This window comes from Streptomyces sp. NPDC096323 (assembly GCF_040302845.1).
In the GTDB taxonomy this organism is placed as follows: domain Bacteria; phylum Actinomycetota; class Actinomycetes; order Streptomycetales; family Streptomycetaceae; genus Streptomyces.
In genome coordinates this window covers 379,299-396,737 of the sequence record NZ_JBEOSI010000006.1, presented here as the reverse complement: position 1 = coordinate 396,737, position 17,439 = coordinate 379,299, and the positions used below count along the sequence as shown (strand labels likewise).

Sequence of the window (17,439 nt, the reverse complement as noted above, 5' to 3'; positions counted from 1 at the left end):
ACAGCAGCCCCAACCAGATACGCGGTGCAGCGCGCTACCGCAGCCGCCGCGCCGGAGGGGCGTACTGAAGGGCGAGTCCGTCGATCAGCGCCCGCAGTCCCGTCTCGAAGGCCCCCTCGTCGACCTGCTGTCGGCGTTCCGCCAGCAGATGCGCCTGGCCGAGGTGGGGATAGTCGGCAGGGTCGTACGCCGTCTCGTCGTCCACGAAACCTCGGGCGAACGAGCCGAGGGCCGAGCCGGTGATGAAGTAGCGCATCAGGGCGCCGATGGAGGTGGCCTGGGCGGGCGGCCAGCCCGCGCGGACCATGGCGCCGAACACCGCGTCGGCGACCCGCAGACCGGCCGGGCGGCGGCCGGGGCCCTGGGCGAGCACCGGGACGATGTGCGGGTGTGCGGCGAGCGCCGCCCGGTAGGAGACAGCCCAGTCGTGCAGTGCGGCCCGCCAGTCGCGGGTGTCGGACTCGTCGAACATCGACAGATCGACCTGTGCGGAGACGGAGTCGGCGACCGCGTCCAGGATCTCGTCCTTGTTGCGGAAGTGGTTGTAGAGCGACGGCCCGCTGACCCCGAGTTCGGCCGCGAGACGGCGGGTGGAGACCGCGTCCAGGCCCTCGGCGTCCACGAGTGCGCTCGCCGTCTCGACGATGCGGTCTCTGCTGAGGAGGGGCTTGCGCGGGCGGGCCATGCGGCACATAGTAGGCCCTGCACCTCTAAAACTAGCAGTGCTAATTAACGCGGACGTGGAGAGTCAAGGATGAACCTGGAGCTCAGTGAGGAGCAGGACGCCGTCCGGCGGCTCGCCAAGGACTTCGTGGCCCGGGACATCGCCCCGCACGTGGTCGAGTGGGACCGGGCCGAGAGCGTCGACAAGTCGATCGTGAAGAAGCTGGGCTCCCTCGGCTTCCTCGGACTGACGGTCCCCGAGGAGTACGGCGGATCGGGCGGTGACCACCTCACGTACTGCCTGGTCACCGAGGAGCTGGGCCGCGGCGACTCCTCGGTCCGCGGCATCGTCTCCGTCTCGCTGGGGCTGGTCGCCAAGACCCTCGCCGCCTGGGGCGACGAGGACCAGAAGCGGCAGTGGCTGCCGCGGCTGACCTCCGGTGACGCGGTCGGCTGCTTCGGCCTCACCGAACCGGGTACGGGGTCGGACGCCGGGAATCTTTCGACGAGGGCCGTCCGGGACGGCGGTGACTACGTCATCAACGGCAGCAAGATGTTCATCACCAACGGCACCTGGGCCGATGTGGTGCTGCTCTTCGCCCGCACCAACGACACCCCCGGCCACAAGGGCGTGTCCGCCTTCCTGGTGCCCACCGACACCCCCGGCCTCACCCGCCGCACCATCCACGGCAAGCTCGGCCTGCGCGGCCAGGCGACCGCCGAACTGGTCCTCGAGGACGTCCGCGTCCCCGCCGCCGCCCTCATGGGCCCCGAGGGCAAGGGCTTCTCCATAGCCATGTCCGCGCTGGCCAAGGGGCGGATGTCGGTCGCCGCCGGCTGTGTCGGCATCGCGCAGGCAGCCCTGGACGCGGCCGTCGGATACGCGGGCGAGCGCGAGCAGTTCGGCAAGTCCATCGCGAGCTACCAACTCGTCCAGGAACTCATCAGCGACATCTCCGTGGACGTCGACGCGGCCCGCCTGCTGACCTGGCGGGTGGCCGACCTGATCGACCGGGGCGAACCCTTCGCCACCGCCGCCTCCCAGGCGAAACTCTTCGCCTCCGAGGCCGCCGTCCGCGCCGCGAACAACGCCGTCCAGGTCTTCGGCGGCTACGGCTACATCGACGAGTACCCGGTCGGCAAGCTGCTGCGCGACGCCCGGGTGATGACGCTGTACGAGGGCACCAGCCAGATCCAGAAGCTGATCATCGGCCGCGCCCTGACCGGGGTCTCCGCCTTCTGAGCCGCGAGTGCCCCGGCGCCTTCCGGGCCGCGAGTGACCCGAACGGGCGTCTGAGTACCGGTCTGAGTACGGGGGCGGATGTGGTACGCCTCACGCGGCCCGATGCTGGGTGGCATGAGTGGGACGACATCGGTCAAGCAGCAGAGCACTGCCGCCTTCTACGGTCAGGCCGTCGCTTCCTTCGGGGTGGCGATGGGGGCGGTCGCCCTCGGCATCTACTCCCTCGACGCCGACGGCTGGGTGCGCGGGTTCCTCGCCATCGGCGTTCTCTACCTCGTCACGTCCGCCTTCACGCTGGCCAAGGTGATCCGCGACCGGCAGGAGGCCGGACAGATCGTCAGCCGGGTCGACCAGGCCCGCCTGGAGAAGATCCTCGCCGAGCACGACCCGTTCCAGAAGCTCTGACAGATCTCGTGACGATCTCACTACCCGGACTCCTAAGCGCTTGCTCAGGATCGGGGTATGGTGTTCGTCCTGCTGACTGAGAGGGGCGACCGAGGATGAGCACGGCGCAGGAGACCGACGGCGAGAACACGCCGTGGGCCGAAGTGACGCCCGAGGCCGCCCGGCGGCTCCTCGTCGCGGCCGTCGACGCCTTCGCCGAGCGCGGGTATCACGCGACCACCACCCGCGACATCGCGGGCCGCGCCGGCATGAGCCCCGCCGCGCTCTACATCCACTACAAGACCAAGGAAGAGCTGCTCCACCGGATCAGCAGGATCGGCCACGACAGGGCCCTGACCCTGCTGGAGTCGGCGGCCGACGGCGAGGGCACCGCCACCGAGCGGCTCGCCGGGGCCGTGCGGGCCTTCGTCCGCTGGCACGCCGAGCGGCACACCACCGCGCGTGTGGTCCAGTACGAGCTCGACGCGCTCGGTGAGGAGCACCGCACCGAGATCGTCGAGCTGCGCCGCAGGAGCGACGCGGCGGTGCGCCGGATCATCGGCGAGGGCGTGACGGCCGGGGAGTTCGACGTGCCCGACGTGCCGGGCACCGCGCTCGCCGTGCTCTCGCTCTGCATCGACGTGGCGCGGTGGTTCAACGCGCAGGGCAGCCGCACCCCCGACGAGGTGGGCGAGCTGTACGCCGGTCTCGTCCTGCGGATGGTCGCGGCGAAGCGCTGACGCGGCACGCGGTGTGGCCCGGACCTCCACGAGGCCCGGGCCACACCCGTCAGGCTCAGAAGTAGAAGCGCGACACCGACTCCGCCACGCACGCCGGCTTCTCGCCGCCCTCGCGCTCGACCGTGACGACGGCCGTGACCTGCACGCCGCCGCCCGCCTCCTCGACACTCTTCAGGACGGCCGTCGCCCGCAGCCGCGAGCCCACGGGCACGGTGGACGGGAAGCGGACCTTGTTGGTCCCGTAGTTGATGCCCATCTTCGCGTTCTCGACCCGCATGACCTGCGGTACGAACGCCGGCAGCAGCGAGAGCGTGAGGTAGCCGTGCGCGATCGTCGTGCCGAACGGCCCAGCCGCGGCGCGCTCCGGGTCGACATGGATCCACTGGTGGTCGCCGGTGGCCTCGGCGAAGAGGTCGATCCTCTTCTGGTCGACCTCCAGCCAGTCACTGTGCCCCAGCTGCTCGCCCACGCCGTCGCGCAGCTCCTGCGCGGACGTGAAGATCCTCGGCTCTGCCATGTTCCTGGTCCCTGCCTTCCCGCTCTCGACCGTCCCGTACCGGCGCTGTCTGGGGCCGACCGGCAATTGGGTGGCGGCGTCGCGGGGCTGGGCACGCTCATCTGCGGCGTTGTCGTCGATCACCAGGGCTCCGCCATGGCTCAATCCTCCGCCTTGCAGCTGCACGCCCCCAGCCCCGCTCCTTCACCCACCCCCCAATTGCCGGTCGACCTAAGCGCTTGCTCAGCATGGTGGGCAGGCGCTTTCCTGTCAACGACGGACCACCCGGGAGCGGGCCACGTAGGGTTCGATGAGTGCCCCAGATCCCACAGACACTCCACGAACTCACGGTCGGCCAGCTCTCCGCGCGCAGCGGGGCCGCGGTCTCGGCCCTGCACTTCTACGAGGCCAAGGGCCTGATCAGCAGCCGGCGCACCAGCGGCAACCAGCGCCGCTACACCAGGGACGCGCTGCGCCGGGTCGCCTTCGTCCGGGCGGCGCAGCGGGTCGGCATCCCGCTGGCCACGATCCGCGACGCCCTGGCCGAGCTGCCGGAGGAGCGCACCCCGAACCGGGAGGACTGGGCCCGGCTCTCCGCGGCCTGGCGCTCGGAGCTGGACGAGCGGATCCGGCAGCTGGCCAGGCTGCGCGACCACCTCACCGACTGCATCGGCTGCGGCTGTCTGTCGCTGGAGACGTGCGTGCTCTCCAACCCGGACGACGTCTCCGGCGAGCGGATGAGCGGCTCGCGCCTGATGCCGGAGGGCAGGGGCGCTGGCAAGGCGTGAGCACGAGGAAGTGGCCCCGTCCGGCGGCTGCCGGCGCCGGACGGGCCGCTCCGGCCCTCAGCCGGTCGCCGCGAGAGGTCCGAGCCGGGTCCGCCGGGCCTTCGCCAGCGCGTCCGGGGTGAGCACGGGCTCCGGAACCACGATGCCGCACCCGGTGCACACCGGCCCGGACCACGGCTCGCTGTGCAGGTCCTGCCGCCACACGATGCGGGCCTGTGCGCACACAGGGCAGCCGGTGCCCGGCTCCGACTCCAGGGCCGAGATCAGCCGGCTCAGCACGTCCGCGAGCGGCGCCGCCGGGTGCAGGGCCGGGTCCTCGCACCGCGCCACGCCGTTCCCGCCCCAGGTGCACCGGTGCCAGTCGTCGAACGCGGCCGGCCGGCGCAGCCCCTCGTGCTTCTCCCGCCTGCGGCGCTCGGCGAACCCCGCCTCGTAACCGAGCCAGACCGCCCGGGCCTTCTCCAGTTCCTCCAGTGCGCGCATCAGCCGCACCGGGTCGGGCGCCCGGTCCTCGGGGCCCATCCCGTGCCGGGCGCACAGGTGGGCCCAGGTCGCCCGGTGACCGTACGGTGCGAAGCGTTCCAGGCATTTGCGCAGCGAATACCGCCGCAGCGCCAGATCGCTCCGCGGATCGCGGACCTGTCTCGCAAGACTCCGGAAACCGGCCATCGCGCCGCCACCTCCGTCGCTCGTACTCCGTCGCCCGTACTTCGGCGTCAATGAGTGGACGTACGAGTGCCCGGATCGGCTCCCTCTCATGGCGAGTTGGTCCATCTGGCGAGATGACGGCTCGTCATGTGGCGGTGTGTGGCGATTCGGAAAAGGTGACCGATGTTCACCTTACCGACGGGTCATACCGTCGGTAACCTCCGGCGCACCGGCCTCTCCGAGGAGCACGCATGCCCCCACGCACCCGCATGTCCGTACGCACCGGCAGGACACGAGCCGCCACCGTCGCGGCCGTTCTCGCCCTCGGCACGTCCCTGCTGGCCTCCGCACCTCATGCGGGCGCCGCCGAACCCGACCCCGTACCGGTCGTCGACTACTGCCAGGGGCAGTGCGACGACATCCTGCCGCCCGGCGAGAACGGCAACGCCACCCTCGTCGAGATCCTCGGCAACAAGGCGTTCGGCACCCATCCCGCGCACAGCGACGACCAGCTCGACCGGTACGACGGCCTGGTGGCCGGGCACACGGCGCTCACCGACCAGAAGCTGAACGACTTCTTCAACGACGCCTCCTTCGGCGTCGCGAAGGACCAGGTCGAGTCCGTCACCTCGCCCCGCGACGACGTCACGATCACCCGGGACAAGGTGTCGGGCGTCCCGCACATCAAGGGCACCACGCGCTACGGAACCGAGTTCGGCGCCGGCTTCGCGGCCGGTCAGGACCGGCTCTGGCTGATGGACCTCTTCCGCCACATCGGACGCGGGGAGCTGACCTCGTTCGCCGGCGGCGCGCTCGCCAACCAGGGCCTGGAGCAGCAGTTCTGGCCGCAGGCCCCGTACACCGAGGCCGATCTGGAGGCGCAGGTCACGTACATCAGGACCCATGAGGGGGCGCGCGGCGAGCAGGCCATGGCGGACGCCCAGGCCTATGTGGACGGCATCAACAGCTACCGGGAGAAGTCGAAGAAAGGCCGCTACTTCCCGGGCGAGTACGTCCTCACCGGCAAGATCGACTCCATCACGAACACAGGCGAGATCCAGCCGTTCAAACTGACCGACCTGATCTCGATCGCCTCGGTCGTCGGCGGCCAGTTCGGCGGCGGGGGCGGCGGCGAGGTCCAGGCGGCGCTGTCCCTGCTCTCCGCCCAGCAGAAGTACGGCGTCGAGGAGGGCACGAAGGTCTGGGAGTCGTTCCGGCAGCGCAACGACCCCGAGGCCGTGCTGACCGTGCACGACGGCACCGCCTTCCCTTACGCGAACAAGCCTGCCGAGGCCGTGGGTACGGCGCTCCCGGACCCCGGCTCCGTCACCGCCGAACCGCTGATCCACGACCGCACCGGCTCCGCGGGCACCGACGCCAAGGCGCCCGTCAAGGCCCCGGCCACGCTCAGGAGGGCCCAGGGCATCTATGACGACGGGGTCATACCCGAGGGCTCGCTCCCCGGCTCCGGCCCGGGCGCCCAGAAGCGCGGCATGTCCAACGCCCTGCTGGTCTCCGGCAAGCACACCGCGAGCGGCAACCCGGTCGCCGTGTTCGGCCCGCAGACCGGCTACTTCGCCCCGCAGCTGATGATGCTCCAGGAGATCCAGGGCCCCGGCATCAGCGCCCGCGGCGTCTCCTTCGCCGGCGTCGGCATGTACATCCAGATGGGGCGCGGCCAGGACTACGCCTGGAGCGCCACATCGGCGGGCCAGGACATCACCGACACGTACGCCGTCGAGCTGTGCGAACCCGACGGCTCCCCGCCCGCCAAGGACTCCACCCACTACCTCTACCGGGGCGCCTGCACCGCCATGGAGAAGATGGAGCGCGTCAACTCCTGGAAGCCGACCGTCGCCGACTCCACGGCGAAGGGCTCCTACCGGATGCAGGTCTGGCGCACCGGATACGGCATCGTCACCCACCGCGCCACGGTGGACGGAAAACCCGTCGCGTACACGAGCCTGCGCACCACCTACCGGCACGAGGCCGACTCGATCATCGGCTTCCAGATGCTCAACGACCCGTCCTACGTCACCGACGCCGCCTCCTTCCAGCGGGCGGCGAGCAACATCGACTACGCCTTCAACTGGTTCTACGCCGACTCCCGCACCGCCGCCTACTACAACAGCGGCATGAACCCGTTGCGCGCCCCCGGCGTCGACCCGGCGCTCCCCGTCAGGGCGGAGGAAGGGTACGAGTGGCAGGGCTACGACCCGGTGGCCAACACCGCCGCGTACACGCCGTTCGCCGAGCACCCGCACTCCAACGGCCAGGACTACTACGTCTCCTGGAACAACAAGCAGGCCGAGGGGTACGCCTCCGCGGGCTTCGGGCTCAGCGCGGTGCACCGGGCCGATCTGCTCGACGACCGGGTGTCTGCACTGGTGGCGGAAGGCGGTGTGACCCGCGCATCCCTCACCCGTGCGATGGCGGACGCCGCGCTCACCGATCTGCGCGGCGAACAGCTGCTGCCCGAGCTGCTCAAGGTGATCCGCTCCCAGCCGGTCACCGACCCCGCACTGAACGCGGTGGTCCAGCAACTGGACTCCTGGCGGGCGTCGGGCGCCCAGCGCAAGGAGAGCAGCCCGCGCTCGCACACGTACACCTACGCCGACGCGGTGCGGATCATGGACGCCTGGTGGCCGAGGCTGATCGAGGCCGAGTTCAAGCCCGGGCTCGGCGACGGCCTGTACGGGGCGCTCACCGCCAACCTCGCCACCGACGAGTCACCGGCGGCCAGCCACGGGCCGAGCGGCGCGCACAGCGGTTCGGCCTTCCAGTACGGCTGGTGGGGCTTCGCCGACAAGGACCTGCGCCAGGTGCTGGGGCAGCCGGTCAAGGGGCCGCTGGCCAGGACGTATTGCGGCAACGGCGATCTGAGCAGCTGTCGCACCACGCTGCTGACCTCGCTGAGGCAGGCGGCGGCGGTGCCGGCGGCCGAGGTCTACCCGGCCGACGGCACCTGTGAGGCCGGTGAGCAGTGGTGCACCGACTCGATCATCCACCGGGCCCTGGGCGGGATCACGCAGAAGGCGATCCACTGGCAGAACCGCCCGACCTACCAGCAGGTGGTGGAGTTCCCCGCGCACCGCTGAGTTCCACGCCTGGTTCCGGCCCGTCCGGCGTACGAGGACGGAACCGGTTGGCCGGGCGGGCCCGCACTCGGCAGGGCCGCCCGGCACAGCTCACCGATACTGCACGTACCGCTTCCGCACCGCCCGGAACGCGGCGAGATCCGCCGCCCACGCCCCCACGACCTCGTCCGTGTCCGCACCCGCGTCGATCATCGTGCGGACGCGGGTGTTGCCGGTGAGTTTGTCGATCCAGTTGTCCGGCCGCCAGGCGAACCCGCTCCACGTCCGCTTCGCCGTCACGAGCAGCGCGATCCCCGTGCGCACCGGGTCGAAGACCTCGCGGTCCTGTACGTGCAGCTGGACCCCGCCCACCGTCTTGCCCTGGAACTTGGAGAACGTCGGCGCGAAGTACGCCTCGCGGAACGCCACGCCGGGCAGGTCCAGCGCGTTGGCCGCCGCCGCCCAGGCGGGGCCGATGCCCTCCGCACCGAGCAGCTCGAACGGCCGGGTCGTGCCGCGCCCCTCGGAGAGGTTCGTTCCCTCGAAGAGGCAGGTGCCCGAATAGACCAGCGCGGTGTCGGGCGTCGGCATGTTCGGGCTCGGCGGCACCCACGGCAGCCCCGTGCCGTCGAAGAAGTCCGCGCGCGACCACCCCGACATCTTCACGGTCTCCAGCTCGGCCGGCCGGTCCGCGAGGAACTCCCCGTTGAACAGCAGCGCCAGCTCGGTGACCGTCATCCCGTGCGCCTGGGAGATCTCCCGGCGCCCCACGAACGTGCCGAACGCGGGGTCCAGCACCGGCCCGAGCGCGGCGCGTCCCGACACCGGGTTCGGCCGGTCCAGGACGACGAACCGCTTGCCCGCGAGGGCCGCCGCCTGCATGCAGTCGTACAGCGTCCAGATGTACGTGTAGAAGCGGGCACCCGCGTCCTGGATGTCGAAGACGACCGTGTCCACGCCGGACGCCGTGAAGACGTCGGCGAGCGCCTGCCCGCTCTTCAGGTACGTGTCGTAGACCGGCAGCCCCGTCGCCGGGTCGTCGTACCGGCCCTCCGAGCCGCCCGCCTGCGCCGTGCCGCGGAAGCCGTGCTCGGGGCCGAAGACCGCGGTCAGGTTCACCCGCTCGTCCGGGTGCATCACATCGACGATGTGACGCACGTCGGAGGTGATCCCGGTGGGGTTCGTGACGACGCCGACGCGCTGCCCCGCCAGCAGCGCGTAGCCGTCAGCCGCCAGCCGGTCGAATCCGGTACGGACCCGGCCGTGACCGCCACCGTGCCCCTGGCCGGACGAGGGGACGGCGGCTGCGGGTCCGGCGGACGCGGCGGTCGCCGCGAGCGCTCCCACCGCGCCGCCGACGGCCAGCAATCCACGCCTGGACAGGCTCATTCGGCTACCTCCATGATCGCAACGTCTGTCATGGCCACGCACGCTAGCGCGCGAGAGGGCCGCAGGGAACGAGCCGGACGGGGCGGCTGTACGTCAAGAGGCGGACGACTGGCCCCCGCCCCTTCCCCGAGGACATACCGACCGGTTAGTCTGCCGGTGCAGTCGGCTGAGAGAGGCGGGACCGATGAGTACGGTGCAGGGCGCGGGCGTAGTGGTCACGGGGGCCGGAGGCGGCATCGGAGCCGCCCTGGCCCGCAGATTCGCCGCCGAGGGTGCACGGGTCGTGGTCAACGACCTCGACGAGGGCCGGATCAAGACGCTCGCCGAGGAGATCGGCGCCGTCCCGGTCGCCGGTGACGCCTCACAGATCATCGATGCCGCCCGCGACGCGCTGGACGGCATCGTGGACGTCTACTGCGCCAACGCCGGCCTCGCCTCACCCGGTGACGTCTTCGCCGACGAGGAGGTCTGGGCCGCCGCCTGGGACGTCAACGTGATGGCCCACGTCCGCGCGGCCAGGGCGCTGCTCCCCAACTGGCTGGAGCGCGGCAGCGGCAGGTTCGTCTCCACGGCCTCGGCCGCCGGGCTGCTGACGATGATCGGCGCGGCGCCGTACAGCGTCACCAAGCACGGCGTGGTCGCCTTCGCGGAGTGGCTGTCCCTCACCTACCGCCACCGCGGCGTCAAGGTCCACGCGATCTGCCCGCAGGGCGTGCGCACGGACATGCTCACCGCCGCGGGATCGGCCGGGAAGCTCGTCCTCGCCCCCAGCGCCATCGAGCCCGAGGACGTCGCCGACGCCCTCTTCGACGCCATGGCCGAGGACCGCTTCCTCGTCCTGCCGCACCCCGAGGTCGCCGGGTACTACCGGGCCCGCGCCAAGGACACCGACCACTGGCTCGGCAATATGAACCACCTCCAGCAGAAGTGGGAAGAGGCAGGCGCATGAGCGAGTCGATCTACGCGGCCAAGCCCTGGCTCGCCCTGCTCAGCGAGGCGCAGCGGGCTCCCGTCAGCCCCGCCGAAACCCTGGTGCACGCCTTCCGTGACTCCGCGGCCCGGGCCCCCGGCCATCCGGCGCTCGCCTACTTCGACGGGCGCCTCACCTACCGCGAGACCGACGAACTCTCCGACTCCGTGGCCGGGCACCTCGCGGCCCGGGGCCTGGAGCGCGGCGACCGGGTCGCGATCATGCTGCAGAACTCCCCACAGTTCGTCCTCGCGCTGCTCGGCGCCTGGAAGGCCGGGGCCACCGTCGTCCCGCTCAACCCGATGTACAAGTCGGCCGAGGTCGGGCACGTACTGAAGGACGCCGAGGTCACGGCGCTGATCTGCTCCGACCGGGCCTGGGAGGCGTATCTGCGGGATACCGCGGCTGCCGCCCCGGCCCTCCGGATCGCTGTCACCGCCTGCGAGCTCGACCTCCAGACTTCGAGCGACGAGCGGGTGCTGAACTTCGACCGGCAGCCGCCCGCCGATGACGCCGACGACCTGGTCGCCGTCGCCCGCAAGGGTCTCGTGGCCCCCGCCGGCCGGGAGCTCGCCGCCGACGACGTGGCGCTGATCAGCTACACCTCCGGGACCAGCGGCACCCCCAAGGGCGCCATGAACTCCCACGGCAACATCATGATCAACGCCGAACGCCAGCGCACCGGCCACCCCGTCGCCGAGGGCTCCGCCTACTTCGCCCTCGCCCCGCTCTTCCACATCACCGGCATGGTCTGCCAGCTGGCCGCCTGCCTCGCCAACGCGGGCACCCTCGTGCTGGCGTACCGCTTCCACCCCGGCGTCGTCCTCGACGCGTTCGCCGAGCACCGGCCCGCGTACACCGTCGGCCCCTCCACCGCCTTCATGGCGCTGGCCGCGACCCCCGGGGTCACGCCGGATCACTTCGCCTCCTTCCAGGTGATCTCCTCCGGCGGCGCACCCCTGCCGCCCGCACTCGTGGAGAAGTTCCGGGCCGGCTTCGGCCCGTACATCCGCAACGGCTACGGCCTCACCGAGTGCACGGCGCCCTGCGCCTCCGTGCCGCCCGAGCGCGAGGCGCCCGTCGACCCGGTCTCCGGCACCCTCTCGGTCGGCGTGCCCGGCCCGGACACGGTCGTGCGGATCATCGACGAGAACGGGGCGGAGGTCCCCTTCGGCGAGCAGGGCGAGATAGCGGTGCGCGGTCCCCAGGTCGTCTCCGGCTACTGGCGGCTGCCCGAGGCCACCGCCGCCGCGTTCCCCGACGGCGAGCTGCGCACCGGCGACATCGGCTTCATGGACCGCGAGGGCTGGCTCTACGTCGTCGACCGCAAGAAGGACATGATCAACGCCTCCGGCTTCAAGGTCTGGCCGCGCGAGGTCGAGGACGTCCTGTACACCCATCCCGCCGTACGCGAGGCCGCCGTCGTCGGTGTCCCCGACGCCTACCGCGGCGAGACGGTCCGCGCCTACGTCAGTCTGCGGCCCGGCGCCGCGGTCGAACCGGGCGAATTGGGTGCGTACTGCAAGGAACGGCTCGCCGCGTACAAGTACCCGCGCGAAGTCGAGATCCTGGCCGAACTTCCCAAGACCGCGAGTGGGAAGATCCTCAGGCGGGAACTGCGTTCACCCCGCTAGAACCGGTCCGGTTCCGGTCCGGTTCACGCGACTCACGGAAGGAAGGTGGCGGCTATGGCCAAGGCGACGGACGGGAGCGGTACCCCCGTCCCCCAGCGGCTGCTGGCCGCCGCCACCCGGCTCTTCGCCGAGCAGGGGTACGACCGCACGTCGGTCCAGGAGATCGTCGAGGCGGCCGGCGTCACCAAGGGCGCGCTCTACCACTACTTCGGCTCCAAGGAGGACCTCCTCCAGGAGGTCTACGCCCGGGTGCTGCGGCTCCAGCAGGAGCGGCTGGACGCCTTCGCGGACGCCGACGCACCCGTCGAGCAGCGGCTGCGCGAAGCCGCAGCGGACGTGGTCGTCACCACCATCGAGAACCTCGACGACGCCTCGATCTTCTTCCGCTCCATGCACCATCTGAGCCCGGAGAAGAACAAGCAGGTACGGGTCGAGCGGCGCCGCTACCACGAGCGCTTCCGCGCGCTCGTGGAGGAGGGCCAGCGCAGCGGGGTGTTCTCCACGGCGACCCCCGCGGACCTGATCGTCGACTACCACTTCGGCTCGGTCCACCACCTGTCGACCTGGTACCGGCCGGACGGCCCACTGACCCAGCAGCAGGTCGCCGACCACCTCGCCGACCTGCTGCTGCGCGCCCTGCGCCCGTAGCCGGCCCCCCTCGGCGGGCCCGTTCGCACGGGCCCGCCGGCTCCTCAGAAGTACTTCTTGATCTCCCGGCGGGCCAGCGACCGCTGGTGCACCTCGTCCGGACCGTCCGCCAGCCGCAGCGTCCGCGCCGCCGCCCACAGCTCCGCCAGCGGGAAGTCCTGGCTGACCCCGCCCGCCCCGTGCAGCTGCACCGCCTGGTCGAGGATCGAGACCACCGCACGCGGGGTGGCGATCTTGATGGACTGGATCTCGGTGTGCGCACCGCGGTTGCCGACCGTGTCCATCAGCCAGGCCGTCTTCAGCACGAGCAGCCGCAACTGCTCCACGGTGACCCGGGCGTCCGCGATCCAGTTCTGCACGACGCCCTGCTGGGCGAGCGGCTTGCCGAAGGCGGTACGGGCCACCGCGCGCCGGCACATCAGCTCGATGGCGCGCTCCGCCATGCCGATCAGGCGCATGCAGTGGTGGATGCGGCCCGGACCGAGCCGCGCCTGGGCGATGGCGAACCCGCCGCCCTCCTCGCCGATCAGGTTCGAAGCCGGCACCCGCACGTTGTCGAAGACCACCTCGGCGTGGCCGCCGTGGGAGTGGTCCTCGTAGCCGTACACCTGCATGGCGCGCTTCACCGTCAGGCCCGGGGTGTCGCGCGGCACCAGGATCTGCGACTGCTGGCGGCGGATGTCCTCGCCGTCCGGGTCGGTCTTGCCCATCACGATGAAGATCGCGCAGTCCGGGTTCATCGCCCCGGAGATGTACCACTTGCGCCCGTTGATGACGTAGGTGTCGCCGTCGCGGGTGATCCCGGTCTCGATGTTGGTCGCGTCCGACGAGGCGACCTCCGGCTCCGTCATCGCGAACGCGGACCGGATCTCACCGGCCAGCAGCGGCTCCAGCCACTGCTTCTTCTGCTCCTCGGTGCCGAACTGCGCCAGCACCTCCATGTTCCCGGTGTCGGGCGCGGCACAGTTCAGCGCGGTCGGCGCCAGGTGCGGCGAGCGGCCCAGGATCTCCGCCAGCGGGGCGTACTGGAGATTGGTGAGCCCGGCGCCGTACTCGGCGTCCGGCAGGAAGAGGTTCCACAGCCCCTGTCGGCGGGCCTCGGCCTTGAGGTCGTCGACGATTCCCGGGGTGTCCCACGGCGACGCGAGCTCTGCGCGCTGCTCCTCCGCGGTCTGCTCGGCGGGGTAGACGTGCTCGTCCATGAAGGTGAGCAGCCTGGCGCGCAGCTCTTCGGTACGGGCGTCGAATGCGAAGTCCATGGGGTGGGTCAGCCTTCCTGGAGGGTGGTGAGGCCGTGCTCGATGAAGACGGGGACGAGATCGCCGATGCGGTCGAAGCCACCGCCGACCGTCTGGCCCAGGGTGTAGCGGTAGTGGATGCCCTCGAGGATCACGGCGAGCTTGAACCAGGCGAACGCCGTGTACCAGGAGATGCCGGAGGTGTCCCGGCCGGAGCGGGCGGCGTAGCGCTCGATCAGCTCGGCGGGTGAGGGGTGGCCGGCCGCCCCGCTGGTGGTGGAGACCGGCGACTTCGGCAGCCCCAGGTCGGAGCTGTACATCACCAGCAGGCCGAGGTCGGTGAGCGGGTCGCCGAGCGTCGACATCTCCCAGTCGAGGACGGCCTTGATCTCGTCGTCGGACCCGATCAGCACGTTGTCCAGGCGGTAGTCGCCGTGGATGACGGCCGGGGCGGGGGAGCCCGGCAGCTGCCGGCCGAGCGCCGCGTGCAGCTCGTCGATGCCGGGCAGTTCGCGGTTGCGGGAGGCGTCCAGCTGCTTGCCCCAGCGGCGCAGCTGCCGGTCGAGGAAGCCCTCGGGGCGCCCGAAGTCGCCGAGGCCGACGGCCTGCGGGTCCACGGCGTGCAGCTCCACGAGGGTGTCGACCAGCCCCAGCACCGCCTTGCGGGTCCGCTCGGCGCCCAGCGGGGCCAACTGCTCCGCCGTGCGGTACGGGGTGCCCTCGACGTACTCCATGACGTAGAAGGGCGAGCCGATGACCGTATCGTCCTCGCAGAGCAGGACCGGTTCGGGGACCGGGACCGCCGTCGGGTACAGCCCGCTGATCACGCGGTGCTCGCGCTTCATGTCGTGCGCGGTGGCCAGCACATGGCCCAGCGGCGGCCGGCGGACGACCCAGCGGCCGGCTTCCTCCGTGTCCGTGACGACATAGGTCAGGTTGGAGCGGCCGCCCTCGATGAGCCGGGCATCGAGCGGTCCGTTCACCAGACCCGGCCGCTCGCGGTCCAGATGTCCGCGCAAGCGGTCGAGGTCGAGACCTGGCGGATGGACTGGGCTCATCGTGCGCACCTCCGGGGTGAAAAATCAGTCGGTGTTCATGATGCCGACCAGTCGGTATGTCGTCCAGTGAACTTCCGGAACCGGATGTGCGGAATCCGGTCCGAATGGCGGCCGGCCTTGGCACTCGGTCCTGTCTCTGAATAGAGTTCACGTATGGATACTGCCCTGCTGATCGACGAAGTCCGCCTCACCCCGATCCTCATCGCCGACCCGCCGCTCCTCAACACCCAGGGCGTGCACCAGCCCTACACCCCGCGGCTCATCGTGGAGGTCGTCACCCGGGGCGGAGTGACCGGCATCGGGGAGACCTACGGCGACGGCAAGTACCTCGACCTGGCCCAGCCCCTCGCCGCGGCCCTGGCCGGACGCCCGGTCAGCGATGTGAACGGCCTCTTCGCCCTCGCCGAAGAGGTGTGCGGCGATTCACGCGCGGCCGACGAACGGGTCGACGCGGGCGGTCTGCGCGGCGTCCAGACCGCGGACAAGCTGCGGCTCTCCGTGGTCTCCGGCTTCGAGGTCGCCTGCCTGGACGCCCTGGGCAAGACCCTCGGCCTGCCGGTGCACGCACTGCTCGGCGGCAAGGTCCGCGACAGCGTCGAATACAGCGCCTACCTCTTCTACCGCTGGGCGCAGCACCCGGACGGCGGCGAGAGCGACGACTGGGGCGCGGCCGTCGACCCGGCCGGAGTCGTCGCCCAGGCCCGGCGCTTCGCCCGCGAATTCGGCTTCTCCTCCTTCAAGCTGAAGGGCGGCGTCTTCCCGCCCGACGAGGAGATCGCCGCCGTCCGCGCCCTGGCCGAGGCCTTCCCCGGACAGCCGCTGCGTCTGGACCCCAACGGAGCCTGGTCCGTCGAGACCTCGCTGTACGTCGCCGAGCAGCTGAAGGACGTACTCGAATACCTGGAGGACCCGGCGAGCGGCACGGAGCTGATGGCCGCCGTGGCGGCCGGCACCGACGTCCCGCTGGCCACGAACATGTGCGTCACCACGCTCGCCGAGGTCCCCGAGGCCTTCGCACGCGGCGCCGTCCAGGTCGTCCTGTCCGACCACCACTACTGGGGCGGGCTGCACCGCACCCGCGAACTGGCCGGGATCTGCCGCACCTACGGCGTCGGCCTCTCCATGCACTCCAACACCCACCTCGGGATCAGCCTCGCCGCCATGACGCACGTCGCGGCCACCGTCCCCAACCTCGACTACGCCTGCGACAGCCACTACCCCTGGCAGACCGAGGACGTCATCACCACCCGCCACGTCTTCGAGGACGGCCGGCTCACCGTCTCCGACGCCCCGGGCCTCGGCGTCGAACTCGACCGGGAACGCCTGGCCGTGCTGCACCGCCGCTGGCTCGACGACGACGGCACGATGCGCGAGCGCGACGACGCCGCCGCGATGCGCAAGGCCGAGCCGGACTGGGCGACTCCCGCGATTCCGCGCTGGTGACGGCCGGTCCGCCGCGCCGGTTCCGGCCCGAGTTGCGGGCGCCCCGCCCCGCCGCGAATGTCGGTGTATGAAGGCGATCAGCTACAGCAGCTACGGCGGCACCGACGTCCTGGAGTACGGGGAGCGCCCCGACCCCAAGGTCGGCCCCGACAGCGTTCTGGTGAAGGTACGGGCCGCGGCGGTCAACCCCGTCGACCGGGCAGCCCGCGAGGGACACCTCGACGCCATCCTGGACACGGTCTTCCCCGTGATCCCCGGCTGGGACGTCTCCGGGGTCGTCGTCCAGCCCGGCAGCGCCGTCGACGAGTTCGCCGTCGGCGACGAGGTCATCGGATACGTACGGGAGGACTTCCTCAGCCGCGGCACCTTCGCCGAGTACGTGGCCGCGCCCGTGCGCACGCTCGCGCGCAAGCCCCTGAGCCTGAGCTTCGAGGAGGCGGCGGGCCTGCCCCTGGCCGGCCTCACCGCTTACCAGGTGCTCCACCGCTCGCTGCGCATCGGCGACGGCGACACGGTTCTCGTCCATGCTGCGGCGGGCGGCGTCGGCTCGTTCGCCGTGCAGATCGCCCGCCACGCCGGCTGCCGGGTCATCGGCACCGCGAGTGAGCGCAACCACGACCATCTGCGGCAGCTCGGCGCGGAGCCCGTGGCGTACGGGGACGGGCTGGCGGACCGGTTGAGGGCGCTCGCCCCCGACGGGATCGAGGCCGCCTTCGACACCGTGGGCGGGGAGGCGCTGCGGGTGTCCGCCGAGACGCTCGCGCCGGGCGGGCGCCTGGCGTCGATCGTGGACCAGGAGGTGTTCTCGTACGGCGGTGCCTACGCGTTCGTACGGCCCGACGCCAAGGACCTGGCCCATCTGGCGGAGCTGGCCGAGCAGGGCATCGTCACGGTCCATGTGGACCGGGTCTTCCCGCTGGCACAGACGGCACAGGCCCACCGGCTCAACGCCGAGGGACGCACCCGCGGAAAGATCGTCGTCACCGTGGACTGGGAGAGCGAGGACTGACCGCTCCCGCC

16 protein-coding genes are annotated in these 17,439 nt (G+C 71.2%); 10 read left to right on the top strand and 6 right to left on the bottom strand.

Annotation, left to right across the window (positions count from 1 at the left end; all coding sequences use genetic code 11):
• Window positions 1-34: 34 nt before the first annotated feature.
• Entirely contained in the window at window positions 35-685 is a 651-nt protein-coding gene (locus tag ABTX18_RS19420) for a TetR/AcrR family transcriptional regulator (RefSeq protein ID WP_352123919.1), read from the bottom strand.
• A gap of 69 nt (window positions 686-754) precedes the next feature.
• Between ABTX18_RS19420 and ABTX18_RS19415 the strand changes: the two genes are divergently transcribed.
• The 3 genes from ABTX18_RS19415 (at window position 755) to ABTX18_RS19405 (ending at window position 3,030) form a co-directional block, all read left to right on the top strand.
• A complete protein-coding gene (locus ABTX18_RS19415) occupies window positions 755-1,906 on the top strand; it encodes an acyl-CoA dehydrogenase family protein (protein ID WP_352123918.1) in 1,152 nt (383 codons plus the stop codon).
• A 114-nt stretch (window positions 1,907-2,020) separates the two neighbouring features.
• A complete protein-coding gene (locus ABTX18_RS19410; RefSeq protein WP_352123917.1) occupies window positions 2,021-2,311 on the top strand; it encodes a YiaA/YiaB family inner membrane protein in 291 nt (96 codons plus the stop codon).
• A gap of 95 nt (window positions 2,312-2,406) precedes the next feature.
• The gene (locus ABTX18_RS19405; RefSeq protein ID WP_352123916.1) at window positions 2,407-3,030 is read left to right on the top strand and encodes a TetR/AcrR family transcriptional regulator; all 624 of its coding nucleotides are present in this window, start codon (window positions 2,407-2,409) and stop codon (window positions 3,028-3,030) included.
• Window positions 3,031-3,085: 55 nt separating this feature from the next.
• On the opposite strand, the gene ABTX18_RS19400 is transcribed toward ABTX18_RS19405, so the two are convergent.
• Window positions 3,086-3,547, bottom strand: coding sequence for a MaoC family dehydratase (locus tag ABTX18_RS19400; RefSeq protein ID WP_352124020.1), 462 nt, complete (start codon window positions 3,545-3,547; stop codon window positions 3,086-3,088).
• Window positions 3,548-3,840: 293 nt separating this feature from the next.
• Between ABTX18_RS19400 and soxR the strand changes: the two genes are divergently transcribed.
• Window positions 3,841-4,314: a redox-sensitive transcriptional activator SoxR gene (gene soxR / locus ABTX18_RS19395; protein ID WP_352123915.1), complete on the top strand. Its 474-nt coding sequence runs from the start codon at window positions 3,841-3,843 to the stop codon at window positions 4,312-4,314.
• Window positions 4,315-4,371: 57 nt separating this feature from the next.
• On the opposite strand, the gene ABTX18_RS19390 is transcribed toward soxR, so the two are convergent.
• A complete protein-coding gene (locus tag ABTX18_RS19390; protein ID WP_352123914.1) occupies window positions 4,372-4,983 on the bottom strand; it encodes a hypothetical protein in 612 nt (203 codons plus the stop codon).
• 230 nt (window positions 4,984-5,213) lie between these two features.
• On the opposite strand from ABTX18_RS19390, the gene ABTX18_RS19385 reads away from it, so the two are divergent.
• On the top strand, window positions 5,214-8,060 hold the full coding sequence (locus ABTX18_RS19385) for a penicillin acylase family protein (RefSeq protein WP_352123913.1): 2,847 nt from the start codon (window positions 5,214-5,216) through the stop codon (window positions 8,058-8,060).
• Between the two features lie 90 nt (window positions 8,061-8,150).
• Here the strand turns inward: ABTX18_RS19385 and ABTX18_RS19380 are convergent, their stop codons facing one another.
• Entirely contained in the window at window positions 8,151-9,428 is a 1,278-nt protein-coding gene (locus ABTX18_RS19380) for an exo-beta-N-acetylmuramidase NamZ family protein (RefSeq protein WP_352123912.1), read from the bottom strand.
• Window positions 9,429-9,612: 184 nt separating this feature from the next.
• On the opposite strand from ABTX18_RS19380, the gene ABTX18_RS19375 reads away from it, so the two are divergent.
• Genes ABTX18_RS19375 through ABTX18_RS19365 form a run of 3 tightly spaced genes read left to right on the top strand, consistent with a single transcriptional unit; the run spans window position 9,613 to window position 12,680 of the window.
• Window positions 9,613-10,377 carry an SDR family oxidoreductase gene (locus tag ABTX18_RS19375; RefSeq protein WP_352123911.1) on the top strand — a complete coding sequence of 255 codons (765 nt, stop codon included), beginning with the start codon at window positions 9,613-9,615 and terminating at the stop codon, window positions 10,375-10,377.
• Complete coding sequence (locus ABTX18_RS19370) at window positions 10,374-12,032, top strand: class I adenylate-forming enzyme family protein (protein WP_352123910.1); 1,659 nt, start codon at window positions 10,374-10,376, stop codon at window positions 12,030-12,032. Before ABTX18_RS19375 ends, ABTX18_RS19370 begins: the two co-directional genes overlap by 4 nt.
• A gap of 54 nt (window positions 12,033-12,086) precedes the next feature.
• Window positions 12,087-12,680, top strand: a complete 594-nt coding sequence (locus ABTX18_RS19365) for a TetR/AcrR family transcriptional regulator (protein WP_352123909.1) — start codon at window positions 12,087-12,089, stop codon at window positions 12,678-12,680.
• A gap of 44 nt (window positions 12,681-12,724) precedes the next feature.
• On the opposite strand, the gene ABTX18_RS19360 is transcribed toward ABTX18_RS19365, so the two are convergent.
• Together ABTX18_RS19360 and ABTX18_RS19355 are read right to left on the bottom strand one after the other, a co-directional pair.
• Window positions 12,725-13,939: an acyl-CoA dehydrogenase family protein gene (locus ABTX18_RS19360; protein WP_352123908.1), complete on the bottom strand. Its 1,215-nt coding sequence runs from the start codon at window positions 13,937-13,939 to the stop codon at window positions 12,725-12,727.
• A gap of 8 nt (window positions 13,940-13,947) precedes the next feature.
• Window positions 13,948-14,976, bottom strand: coding sequence for a phosphotransferase family protein (locus ABTX18_RS19355; protein WP_352123907.1), 1,029 nt, complete (start codon window positions 14,974-14,976; stop codon window positions 13,948-13,950).
• 153 nt (window positions 14,977-15,129) lie between these two features.
• On the opposite strand from ABTX18_RS19355, the gene ABTX18_RS19350 reads away from it, so the two are divergent.
• Entirely contained in the window at window positions 15,130-16,419 is a 1,290-nt protein-coding gene (locus ABTX18_RS19350; RefSeq protein ID WP_352123906.1) for a glucarate dehydratase family protein, read from the top strand.
• 67 nt (window positions 16,420-16,486) lie between these two features.
• Window positions 16,487-17,428, top strand: coding sequence for an NADP-dependent oxidoreductase (locus ABTX18_RS19345; RefSeq protein ID WP_352123905.1), 942 nt, complete (start codon window positions 16,487-16,489; stop codon window positions 17,426-17,428).
• The last annotated feature ends 11 nt before the right edge of the window (window positions 17,429-17,439 follow it).

Bases quoted from the DNA above. Each gene is read 5' to 3' on its own strand.
- ABTX18_RS19420 (WP_352123919.1), bottom strand. From the start codon at position 685: ATGGCCCGCCCGCGCAAGCCCCTCCTCAGCAGAGACCGCATCGTCGAG.
- ABTX18_RS19415 (WP_352123918.1), top strand. From the start codon at position 755: ATGAACCTGGAGCTCAGTGAGGAGCAGGACGCCGTCCGGCGGCTCGCC.
- ABTX18_RS19410 (WP_352123917.1), top strand. From the start codon at position 2,021: ATGAGTGGGACGACATCGGTCAAGCAGCAGAGCACTGCCGCCTTCTAC.
- ABTX18_RS19405 (WP_352123916.1), top strand. From the start codon at position 2,407: ATGAGCACGGCGCAGGAGACCGACGGCGAGAACACGCCGTGGGCCGAA.
- ABTX18_RS19400 (WP_352124020.1), bottom strand. From the start codon at position 3,547: ATGGCAGAGCCGAGGATCTTCACGTCCGCGCAGGAGCTGCGCGACGGC.
- ABTX18_RS19390 (WP_352123914.1), bottom strand. From the start codon at position 4,983: ATGGCCGGTTTCCGGAGTCTTGCGAGACAGGTCCGCGATCCGCGGAGC.
- ABTX18_RS19385 (WP_352123913.1), top strand. From the start codon at position 5,214: ATGCCCCCACGCACCCGCATGTCCGTACGCACCGGCAGGACACGAGCC.
- ABTX18_RS19380 (WP_352123912.1), bottom strand. From the start codon at position 9,428: ATGAGCCTGTCCAGGCGTGGATTGCTGGCCGTCGGCGGCGCGGTGGGA.
- ABTX18_RS19375 (WP_352123911.1), top strand. From the start codon at position 9,613: ATGAGTACGGTGCAGGGCGCGGGCGTAGTGGTCACGGGGGCCGGAGGC.
- ABTX18_RS19370 (WP_352123910.1), top strand. From the start codon at position 10,374: ATGAGCGAGTCGATCTACGCGGCCAAGCCCTGGCTCGCCCTGCTCAGC.
- ABTX18_RS19365 (WP_352123909.1), top strand. From the start codon at position 12,087: ATGGCCAAGGCGACGGACGGGAGCGGTACCCCCGTCCCCCAGCGGCTG.
- ABTX18_RS19360 (WP_352123908.1), bottom strand. From the start codon at position 13,939: ATGGACTTCGCATTCGACGCCCGTACCGAAGAGCTGCGCGCCAGGCTG.
- ABTX18_RS19355 (WP_352123907.1), bottom strand. From the start codon at position 14,976: ATGAGCCCAGTCCATCCGCCAGGTCTCGACCTCGACCGCTTGCGCGGA.
- ABTX18_RS19350 (WP_352123906.1), top strand. From the start codon at position 15,130: ATGGATACTGCCCTGCTGATCGACGAAGTCCGCCTCACCCCGATCCTC.
- ABTX18_RS19345 (WP_352123905.1), top strand. From the start codon at position 16,487: ATGAAGGCGATCAGCTACAGCAGCTACGGCGGCACCGACGTCCTGGAG.